Here is a 22,403-nt window from a genome sequence, read left to right as displayed (position 1 = left end):
GCGGTTTACCTGGATTTGCTGCGATATTCGTGCGGCGTTTTGCCCGTGTATTTTTTGAACACTTCCGTGAAGTACGCGGGGTCGGAATAGCCGACCTGTTCGACGATTTCGTAAATTTTGAGATTCGAGCCGCTGAGCAGCTCCATGGCGCGCTGCAGCCGGATGGAAGTAAGGAAGCTCAGGAACGTTTGCCCGGAATTCTTGAACAGCGCGAACAGGTGGCTTCCGGAGATATGCACCTGATCCGCGACCTCCTTGAGCGTCAAGCTGCGGTTAAAGTGGTCCCGGATATACTGCTTCGCCTGCACGAGCAGCATGCTTACCGGCTCCGCTTCCGCCGTCTGCGAGCCGTCGGCTCCGGCCGCGACGGCCGACAGCTCCTTGCTTGCGAGGACGGCCGGAACGGTCCGGCTCGCCGATTCTTCGGAAGGCGCGGGCGCGAGCGTACCTTCCTCCAGGTTGGCGGCAAGCGCCGCGGAGGCCGACTGCGCGGACAAATAAATGTCCGCCGGCGAGCTGACCGGACGGCCGATGCCGCCGGAGAACGACGATTTGAACAGCCCCCGGTATTTGCGCCACTGCGGCAGCAGCTCGGCGAAATGCGTCTCCGCTTCCGGCTTCACGGACAGCACGAACGCTTCGCCCGTCTGCGCGTTCACCCAGTGATAGCCAAGCTCCTTGCCTTCCCATAAATCCGTCAAAATATTATCCAGCGAGAAGACAAGCAGCTTCTTCTCCTTGTCTCCGATCGTCGCGCCCGGCTCCGCGAGCCGATCCGGCCGGAAGACCGCAACGGTATAGCGGCTTGCATCCAGCAGCACTTCGCCGTCGGAGATGCCCTGCTCCAGCTCGACCTCGGACAGCGGCTCCTGAAACAGGCGCCGCAGGAACTCGACGCGCAGCACGCGGGCGAGCAGCTCCGCCTTGCGCCTGAGCACCGAGATGCGCAATTCGGCCTGCTTCTCTTCGCTCAGCCGCTCCACGGCCCGGATGAATGTATCCTGCAGCATTTGGAACTGCAGCGGTTTAAGCAAGTAGTCGATCGCGCCGCATTGCAGCGCCTTCTGGGCATATTCGAAATCGTTATAGCCTGAAAGTATGACGACGCGGATGAACGGATAACGCGCGTTCAGCGCGCTCATCAGCTCGAGTCCGTCCATGAACGGCATGCGTATATCCGTAATGACAATATCGACGGGCCGCTCCTCCACGAATTGAAGCGCTTCCAACCCGTGCGAGCAGATACCCGCCACCTCGATGCCGACCTTTTCCCACGCCCAAGACGCGAGACCTTCCCGAATCTCTTTCTCGTCATCCACGATTAACAATTTATAATACACTTGCGATTCCTCCCGCTCGTTATCATTCCGGCAAGTCCAGGCAACCGTGCGCGTTCATAAAGTTTTATTAAAATATTCGTCGCTATCAGTTTAACGCGGGATCGTCCGAACGACAAGGCAAATCAGGATATAATGCGTCCTGATGGCCTGTCTGACAACTATATGACGGCGTCGCAGGATAACGCGGTACCCGCTGCGGCTCATGCCCGCGGATCAATGATCGGCAGCCGCGCAGGTACGTTCTGTTTCCAACCGGTACGTAATGTTTCAACCATTTTGCCGATTATAACACAATGCGCTCCGGCAAGAAATCGACGGTTTATGACAGGATGTCCGGCGAAGCACGCAGTTCCACGGCGAAAACCGCTTGTTCTCGCCGTGCTTGACCGGGAATTCCTCCGATCCGGCTTGCCTATTCCCGCCGTCTATCCGCCGCCGCTCAGGTACGTCCGAAAGAGGATGGACTGGTTGTAATTGCCGAACCCTTCGCCATAGACGGTGAGCCCTCCGACATGCCCGGCGTCCCCGGGAACGGCGAGCCGAAGCTGCCAATCGTTGCGCGCCATGACGATATCCTGCGGCGTCACGCCGGACAGCCGCTGGCCGTCGATGAACGTGCCGCCGTTCGTAATGCGGATGACTTTCAGCCAGCCGTACTGGTTGACCGTCCACCAGGCCGGCGTGAGCCTGCCCCGTCCTTCCCCGGAATCGCCCGGGCTCGTCCAATAGCCGAGCGGCGTGTCGTTCAGATAGAAATGAATGTCCGAGGGCCAGTCCGCGCGGACGCCGGGATATTCCGATCCGATCTCGAACGAAATTTCGATTTCCTCCAAGGTCTGGCCGGGCAGCACGTAATTGGGGATGCGGTACTCGACGTACCCTCTGCCGAACCATAAAATTTGCGCATGCATCCGTTCCGGTTCCATGAAATAGCGGGGATCGTCGAACTGGCCGATAATCCGCTCCGTCGTGGCAAGACCGCAGGGCGGGTATACTTCGAAGCCGGTATAATGCCCGACCGGCACGGCAACCTCCTGGCATTCCCGCTTCCCGCTCCCCGCCTGCGGCAGATCCAGCTCGATCCGGCTGACGGCCAGGGAACAGATTTTATGCGTGCCTCCGCCCTTGCGGACGAGCTTGGTCTGGATGAGGCCGCCTTTCTCCAGCTTCTTCGTATGCATCGTCACGATCGCGCTGCTGAGGCCGAGCGCCGCCGCAAGCTCCTTGACGTTCATGGGCTGCCCGGACAGCAGCTCCAGGATATGCAGGCGCACGTCGCTCGCGAGCGCTTCGTAGAGGGGGAGCCATTTTCGCTCCAAATTCGCGCGTATCATGTGGTTTCACTCCGCTTTGATCAAGTTAAATTAACCTTCATATTAATTCAATTTCGAGAAGAAGAAAAGCTTGCGCAGTCATGGCGCAATGCGGTTTAATAGTTCTGTATTCAACTTCTTGTTAATCAATTAATAATAATATTAATTTAACTACGAGGTGAGCCAACATGTCAATGAAAGCGAAAATGATCGTGGACAAAGATTTTACGATCGGCGAGGTCGATAAACGGATTTACGGTTCGTTCATCGAGCATCTGGGGCGGGCGGTATACGGCGGCATCTACGAGCCGGGCCATCCGTCGGCCGACGGGCAAGGGTTTCGAAGCGACGTGCTGGAGCTGGTCAAGGGGATCGACGTGCCGATCGTCCGCTATCCCGGCGGCAATTTCGTTTCGGGCTACAATTGGGAGGACGGCGTCGGCCCCGTGGAGCTTCGGCCGAAGCGGCTGGAGCTGGCCTGGCGCACGGTGGAGCCGAACCTGGTCGGCCTGAACGAATTCGTGGACTGGTGCCGCAAAGCGAACTCGGCGCCGATGATGGCGGTCAACCTCGGCACGCGCGGACCGGAAGAAGCCCGTCAGCTGGTGGAATACAGCAATCATCCGTCCGGCTCCTATTGGAGCGACCTGCGCGTGCAGCATGGCTATCGGCAGCCGCATGGCATCAAGACGTGGTGCCTCGGCAACGAAATGGACGGACCGTGGCAGATCGGAGCCAAAACCGCCGTCGAGTACGGCCGCATCGCCTCCGAAAGCGCGAAAGTGATGCGCTGGGTCGATCCGTCCATCGAGCTGGTCGCCTGCGGCAGCTCCAGCCTCCAAATGGCGACGTTCCCGGAATGGGAGCGGACGGTGCTGGATCTGTGCTACGACGACGTCGATTATATGTCGCTTCATCAATATTACGGCAATCGCGACAATAACACGGCGAACTTCCTCGCGCAATCGATGGGCATGGACAGCTTCATCAATACGGTCATCGCCGCGTGCGACTATATGCAGGCGAAGAAGCGGAGCAAGAAGAAGATCCACCTCTCCTTCGACGAATGGAACGTCTGGTATCACTCCAACGACGCCGATTCCCGCATCGAGCCGTGGTCGATCGCGCCGCCGCAGCTTGAGGACATCTACAATCACGAGGACGCGCTGCTCGTCGGCAGCATGCTGATCAGCCTGCTGAAGCGCGCGGACCGCGTGCGCATGGCCTGCATGGCGCAGCTCGTCAACGTCATCGCGCCGATCATGACCGCGAACGGCGGCGCGGCCTGGAAGCAGACGATCTACTATCCGTACATGCACGCCAGCGTGTTCGGACGGGGCACGGTGCTCGTGCCGCTCGTCGACTCGCCGAAATACGATGCGACGGATTACACTGACGTGCCTTATCTGGATGCGGTCGCCGTGCACAACGAGGCGGCCGGCGAAGCGACCGTCTTCGCGGTCAACCGCCATCTGAGCGAAGCGCTGCCGCTGGAGATCGATCTTCGCAGCTTCGGCGCATTCCGCGTATTGGAGCATCTCGTGCTGGAGAGCGACGATCTCAAAGCGTCCAACACGCAGGACGCGCCGAACCGCGTCGCGCCGCATAGCGGCGGCAACGCGGCGGCAGACGGCAGCGCGATCCGCGCCGAGCTCGCCAAGGCGTCGTGGAACGTGATTCGCGTGAAGCTGGCTTAGGGCGGCTTCGAGGGCGGATGGAAGCGTGGGCTGGGCCTTGATTGGTAAAGTTAGGATGTTCGCGCGAAGCGGGCTTTGAGTAACTTCGAGGGGAGGCCGATGCACGGCCCACGCCTTGCTCGGCCGAGCATCGTGGAACATTCGTGCGATGCCGGCTTAGGGCGGACTTGTGATGGCGGCTCGAGTGCAGGGCAGGAACGGTAAGCTTGCGGAGAGCGGGCTAGCCGGGTGAAGTGCAAAAGGGAGATATCGGCGGCCTGTCGGCAGGCTGCCATATCTCCCTCTTGTGCTTGCCGCACTCCTGCATCTCTTGCTCGCTCACGCTCTGCCGTCTGTATAAGCAGCCACACCCAAGCACATGAGCAACGCCTCTTCGAATCCATATGCCAATTTATATTATTCGAAGACATCGCCTGTTCGATCGATGGATGGATTTCTGTCTCTTCTTCGCATACAATAATTTTATGAAACCAAGTTCCGAACAATGAAACCGATGCTCGAAGGAGGAATTTCAATGCTTTTCTCGTTCACTGGAATCGACCATGTTCAGCTCGCGGCTCCGGAGGGCTGTGAGACGGCAGCCCGGAGCTTCTTCAGCGGCGCGCTCGGATGGCCGGAGCTTCCGAAGCCGGAGCCGCTCCGCCAGCGGGGCGGGGTATGGTTTCAATGCGGCGTGCAGCAGGTGCATATCGGCGTGCAGCGGGATTTTGTACCGGCGACGAAAGCCCATCCGGCGTTTACGGTACGCCACATCGAAGCGCTGGCGAAGCATCTGACCGATGCCGGCTATCCGGTCACGCTTGACGATGCCAGAGACGACGAAGGCGTACGGCGGTTCTTTGTGAACGATCCGTTCGGCAATCGGCTGGAGTTTATGGAGACAAACTCGTCCGCGGCCGATTAGTCGTCTGTGTCGGCGCTTAAGCGGCGGCGGCGGCGCAAAGCTGTCGCGAGGAAGCTTTTCTCGTGATTCTGACAGTAAGTCATGTGAAAAGCTGCCGCGGCGGCAGCTTTTCCAGCAGTTTCGCGCCCCAGACGCAGCTAAAGCTGCCCGTGCAGCAACTTTTCTAGCGGCTTGGCCGCTTTTTCACCAAAAAAGCTGCCGCGGCGGCAGCTTTTCCAGCAGTTTCGCGCCCCAGACGCAGCTAAGGCTGCCCGTGCAGCAACTTTTCTCGCGGCTTGGCCGTTTTTCCACGAAAAAGCTGCCGTGGTGGCAGCTTTTCCAACAGTTTCGCGCCCCAGACGCAGCTAAAGCTGCCCGTGCAGCAACTTTTCTCGCGGCTTGGCAGCTTTTCCACGAAAAAGCTGCCGTGGTGGCAGCTTTTCCAGCAGTTTCGCGCCCCAGATGCAGCTAAAGCTGCCCGTGCAGCAACTTTTCTCGCGGCTTGGCCGCTTTTCCACGAAAAAGCTGCCGTGGCGGCAGCTTTTCCAGCAGTTTCGCGCCCCAGATGCAGCTAAAGCTGCCCGTGCAGCAACTTTTCTCGCGGCTTGGCCGCTTTTCCACGAAAAAGCTGCCGTGGCGGCAGCTTTTCCAGCAGTTTCGCGCCCCAGACGCAGCTAAAGCTGCCCGTGCAGCAACTTTTCAAGCGGTTTGGCCCACTTTTCACGAAAAAAGCTGCCGTGGCGGCAGCTTTTCCAGCAGTTTCGCGCCCCAGACGCAGCTAAAGCTGCCCGTGCAGCAACTTTTCTAGTGGCTTGGCCGCTTTTTCACGAAAAAAGCTGCCGTGGCGGCAGCTTTTCCAGCAGTTTCGCGCCCCAGACGCAGCTAAAGCTGCCCGTGCAGCAACTTTTCTCGCGGCTTGGCCCACTTTCACGAAAAAAGCTGCCGTGGTGGCAGCTTTTCCAGCAGTTTCGCGCCCCAGACGCAGCTAAAGCTGCCCGTGCAGCAACTTTTCTCGCGGCTTGGCCGTTTTTCCACGAAAAAGCTGCCGTGGTGGCAGCTTTTCCAACAGTTTCGCGCCCCAGACGCAGCTAAAGCTGCCCGTGCAGCAACTTTTCTAGCGGCTTGGCCCACTTTCACGAAAATAGCTGCCGCCGCGGCAGCTTTTTCAGCCATTTCGCCTCGCACGAGGCCGAATTCCTGCCTTTAGGCAACTTTTTCGGCCATTCGGCCTCGCGCGAGGCCAAGTTCCTGCCTTTGGGAAGTTTCCGGCCATTTCGCCTCGCACGAGGTCGGGTTCCTGCCGCAAAGGCAGTATTTTCGCCTCGCGCGCCGTCTAAGCCGCGGCCTTCAGCAGCACGCTGAACCGCACGCCCTCCGGCGTATTGCCGATGCGGTACCGGGCGCCGTGGGCGTCCAGCACTTTGCTGACGATGTACAGCCCGAGCCCGCTTCCGCCCGTCGACCGGCTTCGCGACTGCTCGGCACGGTAGAACGGCTCGAACAGGCGCGGCAGCTTCGTCTCGTCCAGCTGTACGCCGGTGTTCAGCACATCGAGCCGGTAACGGACCGGCGCCGCGTCCAGCTCGTCCAGCAAGCCCAATGCTGCGGCTCCTTCCAAGACCGCCTGATCCCGCGCAACGCCCTCCGCCGCACCGCCAGACGGCTCTCCGCCATACGCCGCCGCACTCGTACTCGCGTTCGCGCCCGCGAACGCATCGCCCGCCGAAGCGGCTGCCCGATCCGCGTCCGCGTATGCCGCATCCCTCCGCCGCTCCTCCACGAGCCGGACGAACACCCGCTCCCCGTCGCCCGAATACTGCACGGCGTTCGTAATGATGTTCGCGACCGCCTTGGAGATGAGCCGCTCATCGGCGATGATCATCGCTTCCTCCGGCAGCTCGCTGACAAGCTCCATATGCTTCACTCCCGCGAGATAGCTCATGTTGTTCATCGCCTCGCGCACGAACTCCGTCAGATCGACCCGGCGCATGAGCGGACGGAAGTCGCGGCTTTCCAGCTTCGACAGCTCCAAAATCTCATGGACGAGCTTGTCCATGTCCTGCATGATCGTATAGGACTTGCGCAAATACGTGTCCCGGTCGCGGAACGGCCCGACGCCCGCGATCATCGCCTCCAGCTGGCCGCTGACCGCGGTGATCGGCGTCTTCAGCTCATGCGAGATCGTCGCCACGAACTCGCGCCGCTTCGCCTCCTGCTCCCGTTCCAGCTCGATGTCGCTCTTCAGCTGGGCGTTCGCGTCCTGCAGCTCGCCCATCGTCGACTGCAAATTGACCGCCAGCTTGCTTAAGCTGAGCGACAGCTCGCCCAGCTCGTCGCTCGTCTTCAGCGCGGGCTCCGTCACCGTAAAATCCAGCTTCGCCAGCCGGTGCGCCACTCCGTTCAGCGACAGCAGCGGACGCGCGATCAGCCGCGCGTAGATGAAGGCCCCGCCGATCGCGATCAGCACGATCGGGATGAGCATGTACGGCAGGAAGAGCAGGATGACGCTCGCGGCCTCGCCGATCGGCTGCAGCGGCGCATCCACGTACAGCGTGAACGATTCGTTGCTTTCGGCGAACGATACCTTCCGCTCCGCGCTCAAAATATGCGTTTGCCCGCCCACGGCGCCTCCCGATACGGGACCGCCCGCGATTCCCGCAGGAACGCCGTCCTTCTTGTCCACGAACCGGCCGGTCTCCAGCTGCTTGCGCAGCAGCGGATAGCCGCCCGCCCCGCTCCCGCCGTTGAGCCAGCCCTTGAACGTACGGAAATTCGGCGGAATGTAATAGCCGCCTCCGTCCTTGTCCCGCAGCATCATGACGGCGTTATGCTCCTGCCCGAACTGGGCGATCAGCGGCAGCGCCTCTTCCACCGGCTGCCCGTTCACGGCGCGCAGCAATTCGTTCACGCCGCTCTCCAGCCGAGACTGCTTGATGTACTTGTAATAGCTCGGCAGCGCGAAATAGAGCGTCAAATAAATCAGTACGGCCGATACGACGAGCAGCGCCGTCGTCACGAGGAAGATTTTGAACCGGATGCCCCTCCGCCGAATCATCCGCCCACCCCGGCCAGTTCCGATTCGAGCGAGTAGCCGACGCCTTTGACCGTGCGAATGATGGAGATGCCGAGCTTCTTGCGGATATTCTTGATATGCGCGTCCACGATGCGGGAATCGCCGAAATAATCGTAGCCCCACACTTTGTCCAGCAGCATGTCGCGCGTCATGATCCGCCCGGCGTTATGGATGAGCGTATGCAAAATATCGAATTCCTTCGTCGTCGTCTCCACCAGCTTGCCGTCGACGAACACTTTGTACGCGTCGGCATCGAGCCGGAGCCGGCCGTCGAACAGCAGCTCCCCGGATTGCGCGCTGCGCGTGCGGCGCAGCACCGCCTCCACCCGCTTCATCAGCACGTGGAACGAGAACGGCTTCGTGATGTAATCGTCGGCTTCTTCCTCGAAGGCGCGCAGCTGATCCTTCTCCTCGCCGAGCGCGGTCAGCACGATGACGGGCGTATCGCCTTTCTCCCGTATGCGCCTGCATATCTCATAGCCGTCCATCGTCGGCAGCATTAAATCGAGAATGACGAGATCGTACGTCCCGCCCTGGAATTTCTCCCAGCCTTCCATGCCGTCCGCCGCCACATCGACATCGTACGGCTGCGCGCGCAGAAACTCGACAATGAGCTCTTGAATATAGTGATCGTCTTCGATGACAAGAATAGCCGCGGGCATAGGCAAACAACCCCCATTAAACGAATGTAGGATTTCAGTGTAAGCAAGAATCCTGAAGCATGCATGAAACGAATCTGAAATAAAGCTGAAAAAGGTTGAATATTTTTCCAGATCAGCCAATTAGCCAACTTCGAATTCGCGCGAACACGCCAAAAAGCCATCCGCGCAAAGCCGCAGATGGCTGTATTCGATTTGCCGCCCTTCATTTCCTGCCGATCGCCGCCGGTTCCGAACAGAAGCATGGACTGAATGTGCAGTCCGAAGCCAATCGCCTTCTGACCGGGTCGCTGCCCGGACGTTACGGATTGCCGTTCGCCAATTTCTCCTGCGCCATACGCACGAGCTCCTTCACCATCGCGCCGCCGATTTGCCCGCCGACCTGGCCCATCGACTCCGTCGATGCGTTGCCGTTGTAGCCGGGCTCGAGCGGAATGCCGAGCGACTGCGCCACTTCGAATTTCACGTCGTCCGGCCGGCCGGGATCGACGACGAACCCTTCCCGCCGCATCACTTCGGCCTTGAATGCGCTCATCGCGGCGTCCGCGCCGGGAACGAGATGTTTCCTCCGACTTCGTCTTGCCATCTGCCCATCGCCTCCTGAGGACTGTTTACGAGTACGTTCCCCGAAGGAAGGCCGAATTATGCAGCGGGCCGCGGCAGGCCGGTCAATCGAACCAGCCCTTGATCTTGAACCATGCGTACATGCCGCCCGCCATCAGCGCCATCGCGGCCAGCACGCCGAAATAGCCGTTATGCCAGGCCAGCTCGGGCATGTAGTTGAAATTCATGCCATATATGCCCGCGATGAACGTCAGCGGCATGAAAATAACGGTAATGACCGTCAGCGTCTTCATGATCGTATTCATCCGGTTGGCGTTCAGCGACATATAATGATCGCGCAAATCCGAGGTCATGTCGCGGTTGGAATCCACGATTTCCGCCAGCTTCAGCAGATGATCGTAGATATCGGTGAAGAATAGATGATAATGCGGCATCGCCTCGATCCGCTGCGTATTCAGAATGCGATACAGCAGCTCCCGCATCGGTACGACCGTTTTGCGCAGCTTCAGCAGCTTGTTGCGGATGTCGAATACCTGCAGCAGCTTCTGCTGCGTCCCCGGCTCCTGCGGCCCGGTCTCAAACTCCAGCAGCTGGTCTTCGATCGCCTGCGCCGCCGGGAAGTAATCGTCCACCAGCTCGTCGATCACCGTGTACGCGGCATGCAGGCAGCCGTGCTTTTCCCAATGCGGCTTATGAAGCACCTTCTCCCGCGCCCGTTCCAGCTCGCGGCGCGGATGCTGATGGTAGCTCACCACATAATCCGTCCCGATGAACAAGTCCACTTCCTGCGTCTCGAGCGTATCCGGCGACATCGCGTGCAGCACAAGAAAATGCACGTCGCCGTAGTGATCCATCTTGGGCCGCTGCAAATAATACAGGCAGTCCTCGATCGCAAGCGGGTGAAACCCGAAGAAATCCTCCAGCAGCTTGACTTCGTCCGGCGAAGGCCCGCAGAAATCCGCCCAATACCAGGATAGATCGTAGTCCGCCAATTCATCCAGCGACGACAGCTGCAGGATCCGGCGATCGTTCGTTACGGCAAGGATTCGTATCATATATGCGGCTCTCCAATGCTTGTCTTCATAATATGTCTACATTCTAGCACTGCCATTTCAAGCCTTGCAACGCGGCTTCCGCGGCTCTGGCTGGCGGACGACCTCCGGCCGATAAAACAAACCGTTCGTTAGTCGAAGGAGCGAGCACCTCGGCCAAGCGAACGGTTTGTTCATACGAGCACTTTTACGAACACTTCTACGATTGCTTCTACGGTCACTTATACGTGAATTTGATGCTGATCACCTCGCTGCTATCCGTCGATATCACCATCTGCACGTCGCTGTGCGAAGCGGCCAGAGCATCCCATGCCGACTCGCCGTCCGCTTCCTTGTACGTACGCTTGATCGAGACGGAAGCGGCGCGCGCGCCGATCGCGGCATCGACTTTGGCCGCGAACGCGGCCGGGGAATCCGCGATCAAGCCGTTGTACGCGTGATAGTTCATCGTCTTGGCTGTCGCTTGCGGCAGCTTGTCGGTCCATACATGATCGAGGCGCAGCTCTTCGTCGGTGACGTTGAAGTAGCCGTAAGCCTGTCTGCCCGCCTCGTCCGGAACCGGGTCGTCCCAGGTCACGTCCAGGTTGTAATACGCCCCGTCGATCTTGACCTTGTTCCACGCATGCGGTCCGCCTCCGGCCGTTCCGCGCACGTAATACGCCTCGATACCGGCCATCCGCAGCATCAGCTGGGCGGTGTAGGCATATCCTTGGCACACGGCGATGCCGTTCACGAGCGTGCCGTAGATCGTATAGGAATCGGCAGGCACCGTGCCTTTGCGGAAATTATCGTAATCGTACGCCGTATGCTGCACGATATAATCGTGAATCGCCAGCTCGCGTTCATAGTCCGACATGTCCGGCTTGATAATATCCGCCATGATCTTGCGCGTCAGCTGATCCACCGTCTTGGCCCGCTCGTCCTCGATGACGACGGGCTTCGATTGCAGCAGCGCGGCGAGCAGGTCGGACTCCTTCCGCACGAAATAACGGCCGAATTGTTCAAAAATGCGGTACACGAGCACGATCGACTGCTCCCGCGTCGTCGTCTCTTTCGGCATGAACCGGACATAGGCGCCGGTGCCGTTCCCTTTCATGACGGCGTTCGCGGTCAAGGCGTCGACGGCGCCGCGCGACCAGGCGGCAATCTGCTTCGCATCGGCGAAGGCAGGGACGGTTCCCTTGCTCTTGCCCGCGGCGAGGTCGTTCTGGAAGCCCGCTTTGACGAGCGTATTGTAGAGCATGAGCGCGATCTGTTCGCGCGTAACCGTCGCTTTGGGCGAGAACGTCGTCGCGCCCGTGCCTTTCACGATGCCGAGCGCGTAGGCCTTCAACACCTCGGCGCTATTCGTATCCTTGAACGGATCGGCCCCGGGAGAGGGCGCCCTCTGATCGGTAAGCACCTCGTACAGCTGCACGGCCATGGCGCTGAATTCCTGCCTGGTCAGCGCTTGCTGGTAACTGTTCGTTAACCCGTAAGGAATCAGTCCGCTTGATATCGCCGCATCGATCTCCTGCTTGGCCCAGGCGCTCGGGGCGCCCGAAACCGCGGCATCGGCCGGCTTGGCGGCGACTCCGAGCTGGCCTGCCAGAAGCGCGGCGGAGACGGCTAACGCAATCCATGATTTTCGCATCGGTGGTCCATGTCCTCTCAGTCGGTTTCTCTATGTATTTCTATATTCTAGTATTAGTTCCACTAGAAATCCAGTTCCGGTTAATAGGCTGACATCTTGCTATACACCGATTCCGGGATATTGAAACAGGCGGCCGCTCACTTGGTCTTCGAAATCGAGAAGGCCGTCCCTGCATCCGGCGCCATGGAGCAGCAGGTCTCGGATGTTCAGCCCTCCACGCCATGACAAAAAGCCCTGGAAACGCTCCGCCGGCGGGCATTCCAAGGCTTCCTTCCAATCAGTGCGATTTACGCGGTTTATCGTAGACGTTACGTCTCTCGCGCGGCTTCACAGCCACCCGTTCTTCTCCGCAATGCCGATCGCGTCGATCCGGTTCTTCGCCTCCAGCTTCTGAATCGCCTCGGACAAATAGTTGCGCACCGTGCCCGCCGACAGATAGAGCTTGCCCGCGATGTCGTTCGCGGACAGCCCTTCCGATGCCAGCCGCAACACCTCGCGCTCCCGCTCCGACAACGGATTCTCGCTCTCGAAGAACGACATGGCCAGCTCCGGACTGACGGCCCGGCCGCCCTTGGACACCGTCCGCAGCGCCGCGCCCAGCTCGTCGATCGGCGAGTCCTTCAGCAAGAAGCCGCGAACGCCCGCCTTCATCGCGCGCTGGAAATACCCCGAACGCGAGAACGTCGTCAAGATGACGACTTTGCAGGCATGGCCTTGCTCCTTCAGCTTCTCGGCGACATCGAGTCCGCTTAAGTGCGGCATCTCGATGTCCATGACGCAAATATCCGGCTGGAACCGCTCGATCTGCTCGAGCGCCTGCCTGCCGTCTTCCGCCTGGGCCACGACCTCGATGTCGTCCTCCAGGTCGAGCAGCGCGCTGAGCGCGCCGCGCAGCATGCCCTGGTCTTCCGCTACGATGACTTTCATGGCCTATGCGCCCTCCTCCCTTGCTTTATCCACGAGCGGCACCGTGAAGACGAGCCGCGTGCCGCGGTCCGTTCCCGCCCGCTCCGCCGTCAGCACGCCTTCGATCAGCTTCAGCCGGTCGCGCATGCCCTTCATGCCGTTGCAGCCGGCGGCCGCCTCGTCCTTGCCCTTGTCCGGCAGGCCGACGCCGTCATCCTCGACCGTCAGCCGCAGAACGCCCGGCTCCCGCCGCAGATCGACCGTGCAAACATGGGCCCGGCTGTGCTTCACGACGTTCGTGACCGATTCGCGCAGGCACATGCCGAGGATGTTGTCGATGAGCGGCGACGGGCAGAGATTCTCGGCATCGCCGTTCGGGCCGATCGCGCTTCCCGCACCGGCTTCAAGGGCTCCGCCGTCCGCATCCGCCAGACCGCCCGCGCGTCCAGCGTCGTCCGCGGCCAAGGAGCCCGCCCGGCCGCTCTGCGCCGCGGGCTGCAAGCCAGCAAGCTCGCCCCGCTTCTCCAGGACGATGCCCGCCGCGGCGAGAATCTGCTTCGCATGGTCGACCTCGAGCCGGATCGTCACCGCGTTCATCCCGGACACGAGCTCGCGCACCTGCTTGAGCGCCGCGCGCGACGTCGCTTGAATGTCCTTCACTTCCTGCACGGCGCGCTCGGGGTTCTTCCGGATGAGCTTCTCCGCCAGCTCGCTCTTCAGGGTGATGAGCGAAAGCGTATGGCCCAGCGTGTCGTGCAAATCCCGCGAGATGCGCTGCCGCTCCTCGTTCTTGGAGAGCCGCGCGATCTCCTCGTTGGCGAGATTCAGCTTCTTGCGCAGCTCTTTCGACCTCATGCCGAGCTTCATCGCGAGCGGCATGACCAGGATCACGACCATCGCCGGCAGGATCGCCAGCAGGACGTCCTGATCGCCGTACAGCTTCCAGTAGGCGAAATTGATGACGAACAGCGCGATCATGGCGGCATAGCCGACGATCAGCTCCCAGCGCTTCTTCAGCTGTCCGATGATCGGCGCCGAATAGAACGCCATATAGATGCCGGTCGCGTCCAGCTCCACGCAGAACAGCAGCGTAATCGCGATCAAGCCGAGCACCAGGTATAACCGCGCGCGCGGAAAGAAATAGCAGCTGACGTACAGCGTCGCGAACACGGACACCGTGACGAGGCCTTCGATCAGCTCCGTCGCCGGCTGCTGGAACAGCGCAACGAGCGGAAACACGAGATAGACGAGCCAGACCAGCGAAAAGATGAGAGGCGGTCCCGATTCGGGCCGCCTTTCCGATTTGCGTAAGCGCATGAATCTACACCGCTTCCTGCTTTCTCATAATATATGAGGATAATACCATGAACACGACCACGTAGGCGACCAGTATTCCGATGCCCGACCAGTCCACCGTGCCTCCGCCGAGCATGTTCCATGCGCCTTGGCCGAGACGGTAGGTCGGCAGAGCCTTGGCGATGTCCTGCATCGTCTTGGACATCGTCGATACCGGCATCCACAGTCCACCGAGCACGGACATGCCCATGTAGACGATCATGCTGATGACTTGCACGGCATCGGGATTGCGCATCGAGCCGAACAGCGTGCCGAGCGCCATGAACGACATGCCGCCGACCCAGATCCATAAGCCGCACGACAGCCAAGTGGAAACCGGCAGGTCGATATGCTTGCCGAATCCTCCGACCGCGAACATCATGACGACGATGAAGAGGTTAATGATCGCTTGCGCGCCGATTTTGGACAGGATGTACGCCCAGGAAGGCAGCGGCGTGATTTTCAGCATTTTGATCCAGCCCTGCGACCGTTCGCGGGCCAACCGTTGGCTGAACGTCGTGAAGCTGGCGCCGATAATGCCGTAGCATGTCATGGACATGAGGTAATAGGAAGTGAAATTCACGCCGTCCACTTGCTGGTCGCCGACCGAGCTCGAGAAGAGAAAGAAGAACAGGATCGGCATGAGCACCGAGAAAATCACAAACCGCCGGTTGCGGAACGTCCGCAGCAATTCCGCCTTGCACTGGGCAATCGTTGCCCGAAGCATCGTCTGATTCATTCGTATTCATCCCCTAAATTAGAATGGTATATGCTTTGCGTCTGCGTTAGTTCGCCTGCTGGACGAGCGCCTGGAAGGCATCCTCGAGACCGCCGCTGTGGATTTCGATGTCGCGCATTTCGAACTTGCCTTCGACGAGCGCGCGGATCAGCCGGTCGCTGTCGTTGCTGAACACCTTCACGTGACGGCCGCTCCACTCCACGTCGGTCACGCCGGGCAGCCGGTACAGCGCGTCGCTCGTCACCGTCGGTCCCGCCACGAACGAGACGACACGTCCCGTCGTTTCGGATTTGATCTCGCCCGGCGTGCCGTCGGCGATGATCTTGCCGTTGTTGATGACGACAATCCGGTCGGCGACGCTGTCCGCTTCGTCGAGGTAATGCGTCGTCAGCACGATCGTCCGGCCCTTGCCGGCCATGGCGCGCACCGTATCCCAGAACAACTGGCGGCTTGTGACGTCCATGCCGACCGTCGGCTCGTCGAGGAAGAGGACTTCGGGATCGCCCGCAAGCGCCAGCGCGAAGCCGAGACGGCGCTGCTGCCCGCCGGACAGCGAGGAAGCCATCTTATCCTTCTCGGCTTCGAGGTTGGACACTTTGAGCAAATAATTCAGCGGCAGCGGCTTCTCGTAATAGCTGCGGAACAGGTTGATGCTCTCGCTGACCTTCAGGCCGTCGATGACGCTCACTTCCTGCAGCATCGCGCCGATCCGGTCGCGGACGCGGACGTCGCCGGGGTCGCCGCCGAGCAGCTTCACCGTGCCTTGCGTCGGCTTGTGAAGGCCGAGTATCATCGATACCGTCGTCGTCTTGCCCGCGCCGTTCGGCCCGAGCAGCGCCACGACCGTTCCTTCCGCGATCGACAACGTCAGGTTGTCGACGGCTTTCTTATCCTTATATACCTTGCTTACGCCCGTTAGTTGAATGGCTGCTTTCAATTCGCTCACTCCTGTCATCGAACTTGATGCACTCATTGTACCCCGCGGACAGGTGGCTCGGAATACATGAATATAATGCGTTTCGCATGACAAACGTCATCTTATCTGCATGGACTCCGCATCTTGACACATGACGGAATCAGGTCTATAATTAACATTTGTATCAAGTGTAACCTCTGGTTTTTTCCTCGGATTGATTGTGATTTACCCTCCATGAATCACCACAGTTATTTTCCTTTTAAACACGGCTGCTTGAAGGAACACGGATTCACACTGGCGCGGTCGAGGAACCGCAAGGACGATAGAGAGGTTAGGGCTTTCGTTGCTTTCGTGCATGATTTAGTATGAAGGTAGGAAGACATTAGCGGTTACGCTTACTATATCAGGGCAGCGCTGCAAGAATACCGGCGCTATGCCCCGCTTACACACAATAGACCCCCGCTTCGGGATGAAGCGGGGGTCGTCCAATTTCTATCAGCTATTTCCGAGGCGGTTAAACGATGCATGCGTTAGCTGTCAGGCGCTTACGGGCGTCGGCTCCGGACGTTCCAGGCTGATCCACACCAGGCCGGCCGCCATGCAGACCGTGCCGGCCAGCTGCCAGCCGCTGAACGCTTCGTCGAAGAAGAGATAGCCGGCCCCCGCCGCGAATGCCGGCACCAGGTAGCGGAAGAAGTTCGCCCGGGTCGCGCCGATGCGCAGCATGCTGGCGTTCCAGACGATGAAGCCGATGACGGTGCAGACGAACACGTTGAACAGCACCGCCGTATACTCGTTGTTTCCAAGCGCCAGCCAATCGACTTTGCCCCAGGACGGAAGCGTGAACGGGAACATGAACAGCACGCCGAAGGCCGTGTACCATGTGCTGACGTACAGCGGCGAGAAGCGCTTCATGAGCGGCATGCAGGCCAAATTGTACAGCGAGCCCATGATGCTGACGACGAACGCGAGCAGGTTGCCGAGCATGTTGTCCGAGGACATATCGAGTCCCGCGCCGCCGCCTAATATAATGAAGCAAACGCCGACCATCGAGGCGATGCCGCCCGTTACCAAGCGCGACGTGATCCGCTCGCGCAGGAAGAACGGCCCGAACAGCGCGGCGAATATCGGCCACGGGGCGACGTTCAGCAGCGACGCGTTGGCCAGCGTCGTATATTTAATCGAATACAGCACCATAATTTCGAGCACCGTCACGCCGAAGAAGCCGAGAAGCATGAAACGCGGCACCATGTTAAGCGGCAGTCCGATCCGCCCTTCCTTCAGCTTAAGGATGAGGAAGAAGAACGGGATCGCGATCGCGAAGCGCAAGAAGGAGAACAGCACGGGATCGAACGTCTCCATCCCTTTGCGCGACACGCCAAAATTCATTCCCCAGAAGGCGGCGACCATCGCCAGCCCGATATAGAACACCCATTTCTTCTCCTGCTTCATCCGATGTCCGGTCTCCAATCCGCATAGTGTCGGCTTCGCGCCAAAATCAGTTTGACGGATTCCGGCCGGAAATACAATAACCAATTCCAAAAATAACCGTATGCCGCAATCATCGCCTCTCCCGGACAGCAGACGGCGGATGCGAATCCTAATCATACGTCTTCCGAAGCATCGTGATGAAACGCGGCACGTCTCTGACGGTCGTATATGCAGTCCGGCATGCGGGCGCCTACAGCTATCCTACGCCGGACGCATAGCCCGGCATGCCTGAACGCCCGCCGCCTGCCAGACAAAATTTCGGGCATTATAACAAGCGGAACCGATGGTCAGTCCCGCTCCGGAGGGAGCGCCGCGGAAGGCTTGAATAAAGGCAGCGTCCAGTCGATCCAGTCGATCTCCTCCCGGACCAGCCGCATCCTCCGCTGGTAGAGCAAGTAGCGGCCGAATTGCCTGGAGGCGTAGTCCGTCACCGGCATTTCCCGTTCTTCTTCCATCAGCCTCATCTCGCCTTCCAGCCGATGAAGCCGAATCTCCAGCGCCTCGCGCCGTTCAAGGAACAGCGCCCGGCTCGTTTCCGGCTCCATCAGCCCGATCGCGTAGATTTTGATCAGGAACTCGTCGCGTTCCAGCTGCTCCGTCGGCGGCTGCGTGCGGATCCAATGCTGCAGCTTGGCGATGCCGTCGGCGGTGATGCTGTACAGCTTCTTGTCCGGCTTCCCGGTCTGGCCGATCAGCTCGAAGGTGACCAACCCCGCTTTCTCCAGCTTCGCCAGCAGCGGGTAGATTTGGCTGTGCTGCGCCTGCCAGAACATCTGCAGCAGCTTCGTCAGCTCGTAGCCCGAGCAAGGCTTCCGCGCCAGCATGCACAGCAAGGCGTACGATAATGCGATCATCGATGCGGGTCCCCCTACGAATGCACTCTTTTGCCCAAGATCGTACCACAAAACGGCGCGGAACGCATTCGGGAACTTCGGTCTGCCGCGGCTATGTCGCGCCTGCGGGCAGCTCGCGCCGACTGCGGGCAACGGGGCCCATGTAAAATAGAACTCCCCGGCTTCGTTCGGCGGCGGTATGCTGAAAGCAACGATAAGGGATGCATGCCCGCGAAGGAGCGATTCCGATGTATACGCCCCATTCCAGCCTGACGGGCGTCATTCCCGCCTGGCTCAAGCGCAAGCTGACGGCCGCGGCCGTCTCGGCGGTCGCCGTCGTCCTCGCGCTGATCGTCTTCCAGAACGAACGGAGCGCGGCGGCTTCCTGGCGGGAGCTGCTCGGCATGGGCAGCGTTCTCCTCCTCTACGTTACGCCCGTGATCTACGGATACGGGGTCCCGGCCTCCCTGCTGGCCGAATGCCTGCTCGTCAAGCTCTTGCCCCGTGCCTGGCCGCACGCCTTGGCCTCGCTTGTCCTGCATGCCGCCTTCGGCGGTCTGGGCATGCTGCTGATCCTGCCCTTCCCGCATGCGGCGTGGCACGGCGCTGCGTATGCCGCGCTGTTCGGCCTCGCGGATCTTGCCTTGTCCCGGCTGCGCGCCGAGTACGAAACTTCCCATGCGGCGCTGAGTTTTATTTTCCTGCCGCTCGCGCTGTTCTTCATCGGGGTGATCGGCGTTAATTTATAGCGTTCGCATTGTCATGGTTGCGCTTTCTTGTTAAGATGATCCTAAGATTGCAGGCAATGCCGCATGATACGGAACAGCGCTCCTGTCGCCGGTCTGCGGTCAAACGGGGTGTGCGCATGAACAAAGCCGAGGCAGAATTCAGCAATTTGGTGAAAGCTTACCGCAAACGGCATATGGGCAAAGGGCCCGGCCGCATTACGACGACCTTCTGCAAGCAATGGGCGATCTGCGAGATGGAAGGCAATCTGTCGCCGGTGGAGAAGTTCATCGCGACCGCCGACGACGGCAAGCAGCTGCTGCGCGAAGCGCGCACGCAGTGGGTGAAGGAAATCTACCGCAACCATCCGCCGCTCGAGATGGAGGCGCTGCTCGGCGCGCGCTTCCTGGAGCTGTTCGTGGATATCGATATCGACAAAGATTTCGGCATGTCGGTCTTCGTGTTCGATCAGGACATCGAACGCAAATTCGGCAGCGGCCGTTCATGATGACGCGCTTGGCGCTCGGCAGCGAACCTGCGAGAGACTAACCGCCCGAGACGATTTTTTCTTGACTTATGAAACCCCGGTTTCATGCGGAAGAAAAAGCCGGCCTCGGCGCGGTTTTTTTATTTTCGGGCCGGCGCTGGGGGCGCTTCGCCCTTCCGGAGCTTAGGGCGCTTCGCTATTAATGGGGAGGAATGTTTCTATGGGAAAAACGAAACATACGGGACCGATCAAGCTGCCTTCGCGGCCGGATCCGAAGCTGTGGGTCAGCAAGATGCCGTTCGGCCTCGGCAAGGTGAAGCCGCATCATATCCGCGATACGCTGAAGGTGATGGCGGAGAACCGCGACAATCTGCCGTACGCGTTCCGCATCCTGACGCAGGGCGTCTGCGACGGCTGCGCGCTCGGCGTCTCCGGCCTGTACGACCAGACGCTCGCGGGGCCGCATGTGTGCACGACGCGGCTGAACCTGCTGCGGCTGAACACGATGCCGGCGATCAAGCCGGACGTGCTGCATGCGGACATCGACGAGCTGCGCAAGATGGACAGCGCGGCGCTGCGGAAGCTCGGCCGGCTGCCTTACCCGCTCATCCGCCGCAAGGGCGAACGGCGGTTCAGCCGCCTGTCGTGGGACGAGGCGCTGGACATGATCGCGTCGCGCATCCGCGCCATCGACCCGAAGCAGCTCGCCTTCTACTTGACGGCGCGCGGCATTACGAACGAGTCGTACTATGCGGCGGCCAAGGTCGCCCGCTTCCTCGGCACGAACAACATCGATAACGCGTCGCGCATCTGCCATTCGCCGTCCAAGACCGCGCTGAAGCGCTCGGTCGGCATCGGGGCGTCCAGCTGCAACTACAAAGACTGGATCGGCACCGACGTGCTCGTCTTCTGGGGCAGCGTCGCCGCGAACAACCAGCCGGTATCGACCAAGTACATGTACGCCGCCAAGCGCAAAGGCACGCGCATCGTCGTCATCAATCCGTACCGCGAACCGGCGATGGACGGCTACTGGGTGCCGTCGATCCCCGAGTCCGCGCTGTTCGGCACGCGGATCGCCGACGACTTCTACCAGGTCAACATCGGCGGGGACATCGCCTTCATGCACGGCATCATGAAGCATTGGTTCGACATGGAGGCAGCGCGGCCCGGCTCCGCGATCGACCACGCCTTCGTCCGCGAGCATGCCGACGGCTATGAAGCGCTGCGCGACCATGTGCTGCGCCAGGACTGGGCGCTGCTGGAGCGCTCTTCCGGCCTGTCCCGCGCGCGGATGGCCGAATTCGCCGAGCTGCTGGCCGCTGCGAAGTCCGGCGTCTTCGTCTGGAGCATGGGGCTGACGCAGCACCGCTTCGGCACGGACAACATTTCGCAGGTCGCCAATTTGGCGCTGCTGCGCGGATTTCTCGGCCGCGAGCACTGCGGCCTCATGCCGATTCGCGGCCACAGCGGCGTGCAGGGCTCCGGAGAGATGGGCGCCGACCCGTTCAGCCTGCCGGGCGGCGAGTTCAAGGGCGCGGACATTCCGCGAATCGAGAATGTCTGGGGCTTCCCGCTGCCCAAGTGGCAGGGCGACATCGTCGGCGTCACGCTGGAGAACGCGCAGCTGCCGGATGAGCATGAGCGGAAGCTGAAGCTGTTCTATACGTCGGGTGGCAATTTCCTGGAGACGATGCCGGACCCGGACTACGTCCGCGCCAGTCTGGAGTCGATCGATATCCGCGTCCACCAGGATATCGTGCTCAATACGTCGACGCTCGCAGACGCGCGGGAAGCGGTCATCGTGCTGCCCGCCATGACCCGCTACGAGCAGCCGGGCGGCGGCACCTCGACGTCGACGGAGCGGATGGTCTACTTCTCGCCGGAGATCGACGGCCCGCGCATCGAGGAAGCGCGCGCCGAATGGCAAATCTATTGCGATCTGGCGGCGCGGGTCGACCCGGAGCGCGCGAAACTCGTCACGTATAAGAACGCGCATGCGCTGCGCGCGGAGATCGCGCTCGCCGCGCCGAACTACGACGGCGTTCAGCTGTTGAAGCACAGAGGCGACGTGTTCCAATGGGGCGGCGCCTGGCTGTGCGAAGGCGGCGTTTGCCCGACGAAGAACGGCCGCGGCCAGCTGCTGCCGATCGAGCTGCCGGAGCTGCGCAAGCCGGAGGGGCATTTCTACATCACGTCGCGGCGCGGCAAGCAGTTCAACTCCATGATTTACAGCAATACGGATCCGTTCAACGCCGCCGACCGCTACGACGTGCTCATGCACCCGAATGACGGCGCGAAGCACGATATTCGGGAAGGCGATGCCATCGTCCTCTATAACAGCTGCGGCGCGTTTCACGGCAGGGCGAAGTTCGCCTCCATCGCCGCCGGCAATCTGGAATTGTATTGGCCGGAGTGCAACGCGCTGCTGCCGAAGAAGGTCTACGAGCCGTATGCCGGCATCCCGGAATACAATACGGCGGTCGTGATGGAACGCGCGGACACATATCATGCACTCAAGGATACCCGCTACGTGGAGAAGCGCATCGCGGAGCTGGATCAAGAGTGGGACGATGCCGAAGAGCCGTCTTCGACCGTACCCGTCGACGATCGGAAGCGCAATCCGCGTTAACGGGAATGCCATGCACAGCGCGCTGGCGCGTAACGGGGCGGTATGCCGCTCCCTGCCGGCCGCTTGGTATACGGTGCTGAGGTCTTGGGGGGGTTGGCGCTTGGGACTCGGCGCTTGGTACGAGGGC

General features: G+C 60.5%; 18 protein-coding genes and 2 pseudogenes. 6 read left to right on the top strand and 14 right to left on the bottom strand.

The window, feature by feature from the left end; translation table 11 throughout:
* Nucleotides 1-5 precede the first annotated feature (5 nt).
* A complete protein-coding gene (locus GXP70_RS03835; protein WP_162355249.1) occupies nucleotides 6-1,340 on the bottom strand; it encodes a response regulator transcription factor in 1,335 nt (444 codons plus the stop codon).
* A 425-nt stretch (nucleotides 1,341-1,765) separates the two neighbouring features.
* The gene (locus GXP70_RS03830) at nucleotides 1,766-2,674 is read right to left on the bottom strand and encodes an ArsR family transcriptional regulator (RefSeq protein WP_162355248.1); all 909 of its coding nucleotides are present in this window, start codon (nucleotides 2,672-2,674) and stop codon (nucleotides 1,766-1,768) included.
* A 167-nt stretch (nucleotides 2,675-2,841) separates the two neighbouring features.
* Between GXP70_RS03830 and arfA the strand changes: the two genes are divergently transcribed.
* The 3 genes from arfA (at nucleotide 2,842) to GXP70_RS03815 (ending at nucleotide 6,041) form a co-directional block, all read left to right on the top strand.
* A complete protein-coding gene (gene arfA, locus GXP70_RS03825; protein WP_162355247.1) occupies nucleotides 2,842-4,350 on the top strand; it encodes an arabinosylfuranosidase ArfA in 1,509 nt (502 codons plus the stop codon).
* A gap of 514 nt (nucleotides 4,351-4,864) precedes the next feature.
* A complete protein-coding gene (locus tag GXP70_RS03820; protein WP_162355246.1) occupies nucleotides 4,865-5,254 on the top strand; it encodes a VOC family protein in 390 nt (129 codons plus the stop codon).
* 544 nt (nucleotides 5,255-5,798) lie between these two features.
* Nucleotides 5,799-6,041, top strand: a complete 243-nt coding sequence (locus GXP70_RS03815) for a hypothetical protein (RefSeq protein ID WP_162355245.1) — start codon at nucleotides 5,799-5,801, stop codon at nucleotides 6,039-6,041.
* Between the two features lie 525 nt (nucleotides 6,042-6,566).
* Here the strand turns inward: GXP70_RS03815 and GXP70_RS30415 are convergent.
* From GXP70_RS30415 to GXP70_RS03760, 12 genes and pseudogenes are all read right to left on the bottom strand, one after another.
* Nucleotides 6,567-6,791 (bottom strand): annotated as a pseudogene (locus GXP70_RS30415) (ATP-binding protein); the annotation flags it as partial.
* 510 nt (nucleotides 6,792-7,301) lie between these two features.
* A pseudogene (locus tag GXP70_RS30410) lies at nucleotides 7,302-7,715 on the bottom strand (histidine kinase dimerization/phospho-acceptor domain-containing protein); the annotation flags it as partial.
* Between the two features lie 569 nt (nucleotides 7,716-8,284).
* A complete protein-coding gene (locus tag GXP70_RS03805) occupies nucleotides 8,285-8,968 on the bottom strand; it encodes a response regulator transcription factor (RefSeq protein ID WP_162355243.1) in 684 nt (227 codons plus the stop codon).
* A 298-nt stretch (nucleotides 8,969-9,266) separates the two neighbouring features.
* Nucleotides 9,267-9,551, bottom strand: a complete 285-nt coding sequence (locus tag GXP70_RS03800) for an alpha/beta-type small acid-soluble spore protein (RefSeq protein ID WP_162355242.1) — start codon at nucleotides 9,549-9,551, stop codon at nucleotides 9,267-9,269.
* A gap of 82 nt (nucleotides 9,552-9,633) precedes the next feature.
* On the bottom strand, nucleotides 9,634-10,584 hold the full coding sequence (gene corA / locus GXP70_RS03795) for a magnesium/cobalt transporter CorA (RefSeq protein WP_162355241.1): 951 nt from the start codon (nucleotides 10,582-10,584) through the stop codon (nucleotides 9,634-9,636).
* A gap of 214 nt (nucleotides 10,585-10,798) precedes the next feature.
* Complete coding sequence (locus tag GXP70_RS03790; protein ID WP_162355240.1) at nucleotides 10,799-12,214, bottom strand: S-layer homology domain-containing protein; 1,416 nt, start codon at nucleotides 12,212-12,214, stop codon at nucleotides 10,799-10,801.
* Nucleotides 12,215-12,541: 327 nt separating this feature from the next.
* Nucleotides 12,542-13,141 (bottom strand): response regulator transcription factor, encoded by a 600-nt coding sequence (locus GXP70_RS03785; protein ID WP_162355239.1) that lies wholly within the window; start codon nucleotides 13,139-13,141, stop codon nucleotides 12,542-12,544.
* 3 nt (nucleotides 13,142-13,144) lie between these two features.
* Nucleotides 13,145-14,437 (bottom strand): sensor histidine kinase, encoded by a 1,293-nt coding sequence (locus tag GXP70_RS03780; protein ID WP_162355238.1) that lies wholly within the window; start codon nucleotides 14,435-14,437, stop codon nucleotides 13,145-13,147.
* A 4-nt stretch (nucleotides 14,438-14,441) separates the two neighbouring features.
* Nucleotides 14,442-15,194: an ABC transporter permease gene (locus GXP70_RS03775; protein ID WP_162355237.1), complete on the bottom strand. Its 753-nt coding sequence runs from the start codon at nucleotides 15,192-15,194 to the stop codon at nucleotides 14,442-14,444.
* Between the two features lie 46 nt (nucleotides 15,195-15,240).
* Nucleotides 15,241-16,131, bottom strand: a complete 891-nt coding sequence (locus tag GXP70_RS03770) for an ABC transporter ATP-binding protein (protein ID WP_162355236.1) — start codon at nucleotides 16,129-16,131, stop codon at nucleotides 15,241-15,243.
* A gap of 516 nt (nucleotides 16,132-16,647) precedes the next feature.
* A complete protein-coding gene (locus tag GXP70_RS03765) occupies nucleotides 16,648-17,562 on the bottom strand; it encodes a DMT family transporter (RefSeq protein WP_162355235.1) in 915 nt (304 codons plus the stop codon).
* 326 nt (nucleotides 17,563-17,888) lie between these two features.
* A complete protein-coding gene (locus GXP70_RS03760; RefSeq protein WP_162355234.1) occupies nucleotides 17,889-18,455 on the bottom strand; it encodes a PadR family transcriptional regulator in 567 nt (188 codons plus the stop codon).
* A 227-nt stretch (nucleotides 18,456-18,682) separates the two neighbouring features.
* Between GXP70_RS03760 and GXP70_RS03755 the strand changes: the two genes are divergently transcribed.
* The 3 genes from GXP70_RS03755 (at nucleotide 18,683) to GXP70_RS03745 (ending at nucleotide 22,276) form a co-directional block, all read left to right on the top strand.
* Nucleotides 18,683-19,183 carry a hypothetical protein gene (locus GXP70_RS03755; protein WP_162355233.1) on the top strand — a complete coding sequence of 167 codons (501 nt, stop codon included), beginning with the start codon at nucleotides 18,683-18,685 and terminating at the stop codon, nucleotides 19,181-19,183.
* 116 nt (nucleotides 19,184-19,299) lie between these two features.
* Complete coding sequence (locus GXP70_RS03750; RefSeq protein ID WP_162355232.1) at nucleotides 19,300-19,668, top strand: Na-translocating system protein MpsC family protein; 369 nt, start codon at nucleotides 19,300-19,302, stop codon at nucleotides 19,666-19,668.
* Nucleotides 19,669-19,867: 199 nt separating this feature from the next.
* Complete coding sequence (locus tag GXP70_RS03745; RefSeq protein WP_162355231.1) at nucleotides 19,868-22,276, top strand: FdhF/YdeP family oxidoreductase; 2,409 nt, start codon at nucleotides 19,868-19,870, stop codon at nucleotides 22,274-22,276.
* The last annotated feature ends 127 nt before the right edge of the window (nucleotides 22,277-22,403 follow it).

Origin of the sequence: Paenibacillus lycopersici (assembly GCF_010119935.1) — a bacterium.
GTDB classification, from domain to species: domain Bacteria; phylum Bacillota; class Bacilli; order Paenibacillales; family Paenibacillaceae; genus Paenibacillus_Z; species Paenibacillus_Z lycopersici.
Note: the sequence above shows the minus strand (reverse complement) of the source record. Positions and strands in the feature narration are given on the sequence as shown.

Excerpts from the sequence above, each read along its gene's own strand:
- GXP70_RS03830 (WP_162355248.1), bottom strand. The coding sequence starts at position 2,674 with ATGATACGCGCGAATTTGGAGCGAAAATGGCTCCCCCTCTACGAAGCG.
- arfA (WP_162355247.1), top strand. The coding sequence starts at position 2,842 with ATGTCAATGAAAGCGAAAATGATCGTGGACAAAGATTTTACGATCGGC.
- GXP70_RS03820 (WP_162355246.1), top strand. The coding sequence starts at position 4,865 with ATGCTTTTCTCGTTCACTGGAATCGACCATGTTCAGCTCGCGGCTCCG.
- GXP70_RS03815 (WP_162355245.1), top strand. The coding sequence starts at position 5,799 with ATGCAGCTAAAGCTGCCCGTGCAGCAACTTTTCTCGCGGCTTGGCCGC.
- GXP70_RS03805 (WP_162355243.1), bottom strand. The coding sequence starts at position 8,968 with ATGCCCGCGGCTATTCTTGTCATCGAAGACGATCACTATATTCAAGAG.
- GXP70_RS03800 (WP_162355242.1), bottom strand. The coding sequence starts at position 9,551 with ATGGCAAGACGAAGTCGGAGGAAACATCTCGTTCCCGGCGCGGACGCC.
- corA (WP_162355241.1), bottom strand. The coding sequence starts at position 10,584 with ATGATACGAATCCTTGCCGTAACGAACGATCGCCGGATCCTGCAGCTG.
- GXP70_RS03790 (WP_162355240.1), bottom strand. The coding sequence starts at position 12,214 with ATGCGAAAATCATGGATTGCGTTAGCCGTCTCCGCCGCGCTTCTGGCA.
- GXP70_RS03785 (WP_162355239.1), bottom strand. The coding sequence starts at position 13,141 with ATGAAAGTCATCGTAGCGGAAGACCAGGGCATGCTGCGCGGCGCGCTC.
- GXP70_RS03780 (WP_162355238.1), bottom strand. The coding sequence starts at position 14,437 with ATGCGCTTACGCAAATCGGAAAGGCGGCCCGAATCGGGACCGCCTCTC.
- GXP70_RS03775 (WP_162355237.1), bottom strand. The coding sequence starts at position 15,194 with ATGAATCAGACGATGCTTCGGGCAACGATTGCCCAGTGCAAGGCGGAA.
- GXP70_RS03765 (WP_162355235.1), bottom strand. The coding sequence starts at position 17,562 with ATGAAGCAGGAGAAGAAATGGGTGTTCTATATCGGGCTGGCGATGGTC.
- GXP70_RS03760 (WP_162355234.1), bottom strand. The coding sequence starts at position 18,455 with ATGATCGCATTATCGTACGCCTTGCTGTGCATGCTGGCGCGGAAGCCT.
- GXP70_RS03755 (WP_162355233.1), top strand. The coding sequence starts at position 18,683 with ATGTATACGCCCCATTCCAGCCTGACGGGCGTCATTCCCGCCTGGCTC.
- GXP70_RS03750 (WP_162355232.1), top strand. The coding sequence starts at position 19,300 with ATGAACAAAGCCGAGGCAGAATTCAGCAATTTGGTGAAAGCTTACCGC.
- GXP70_RS03745 (WP_162355231.1), top strand. The coding sequence starts at position 19,868 with ATGGGAAAAACGAAACATACGGGACCGATCAAGCTGCCTTCGCGGCCG.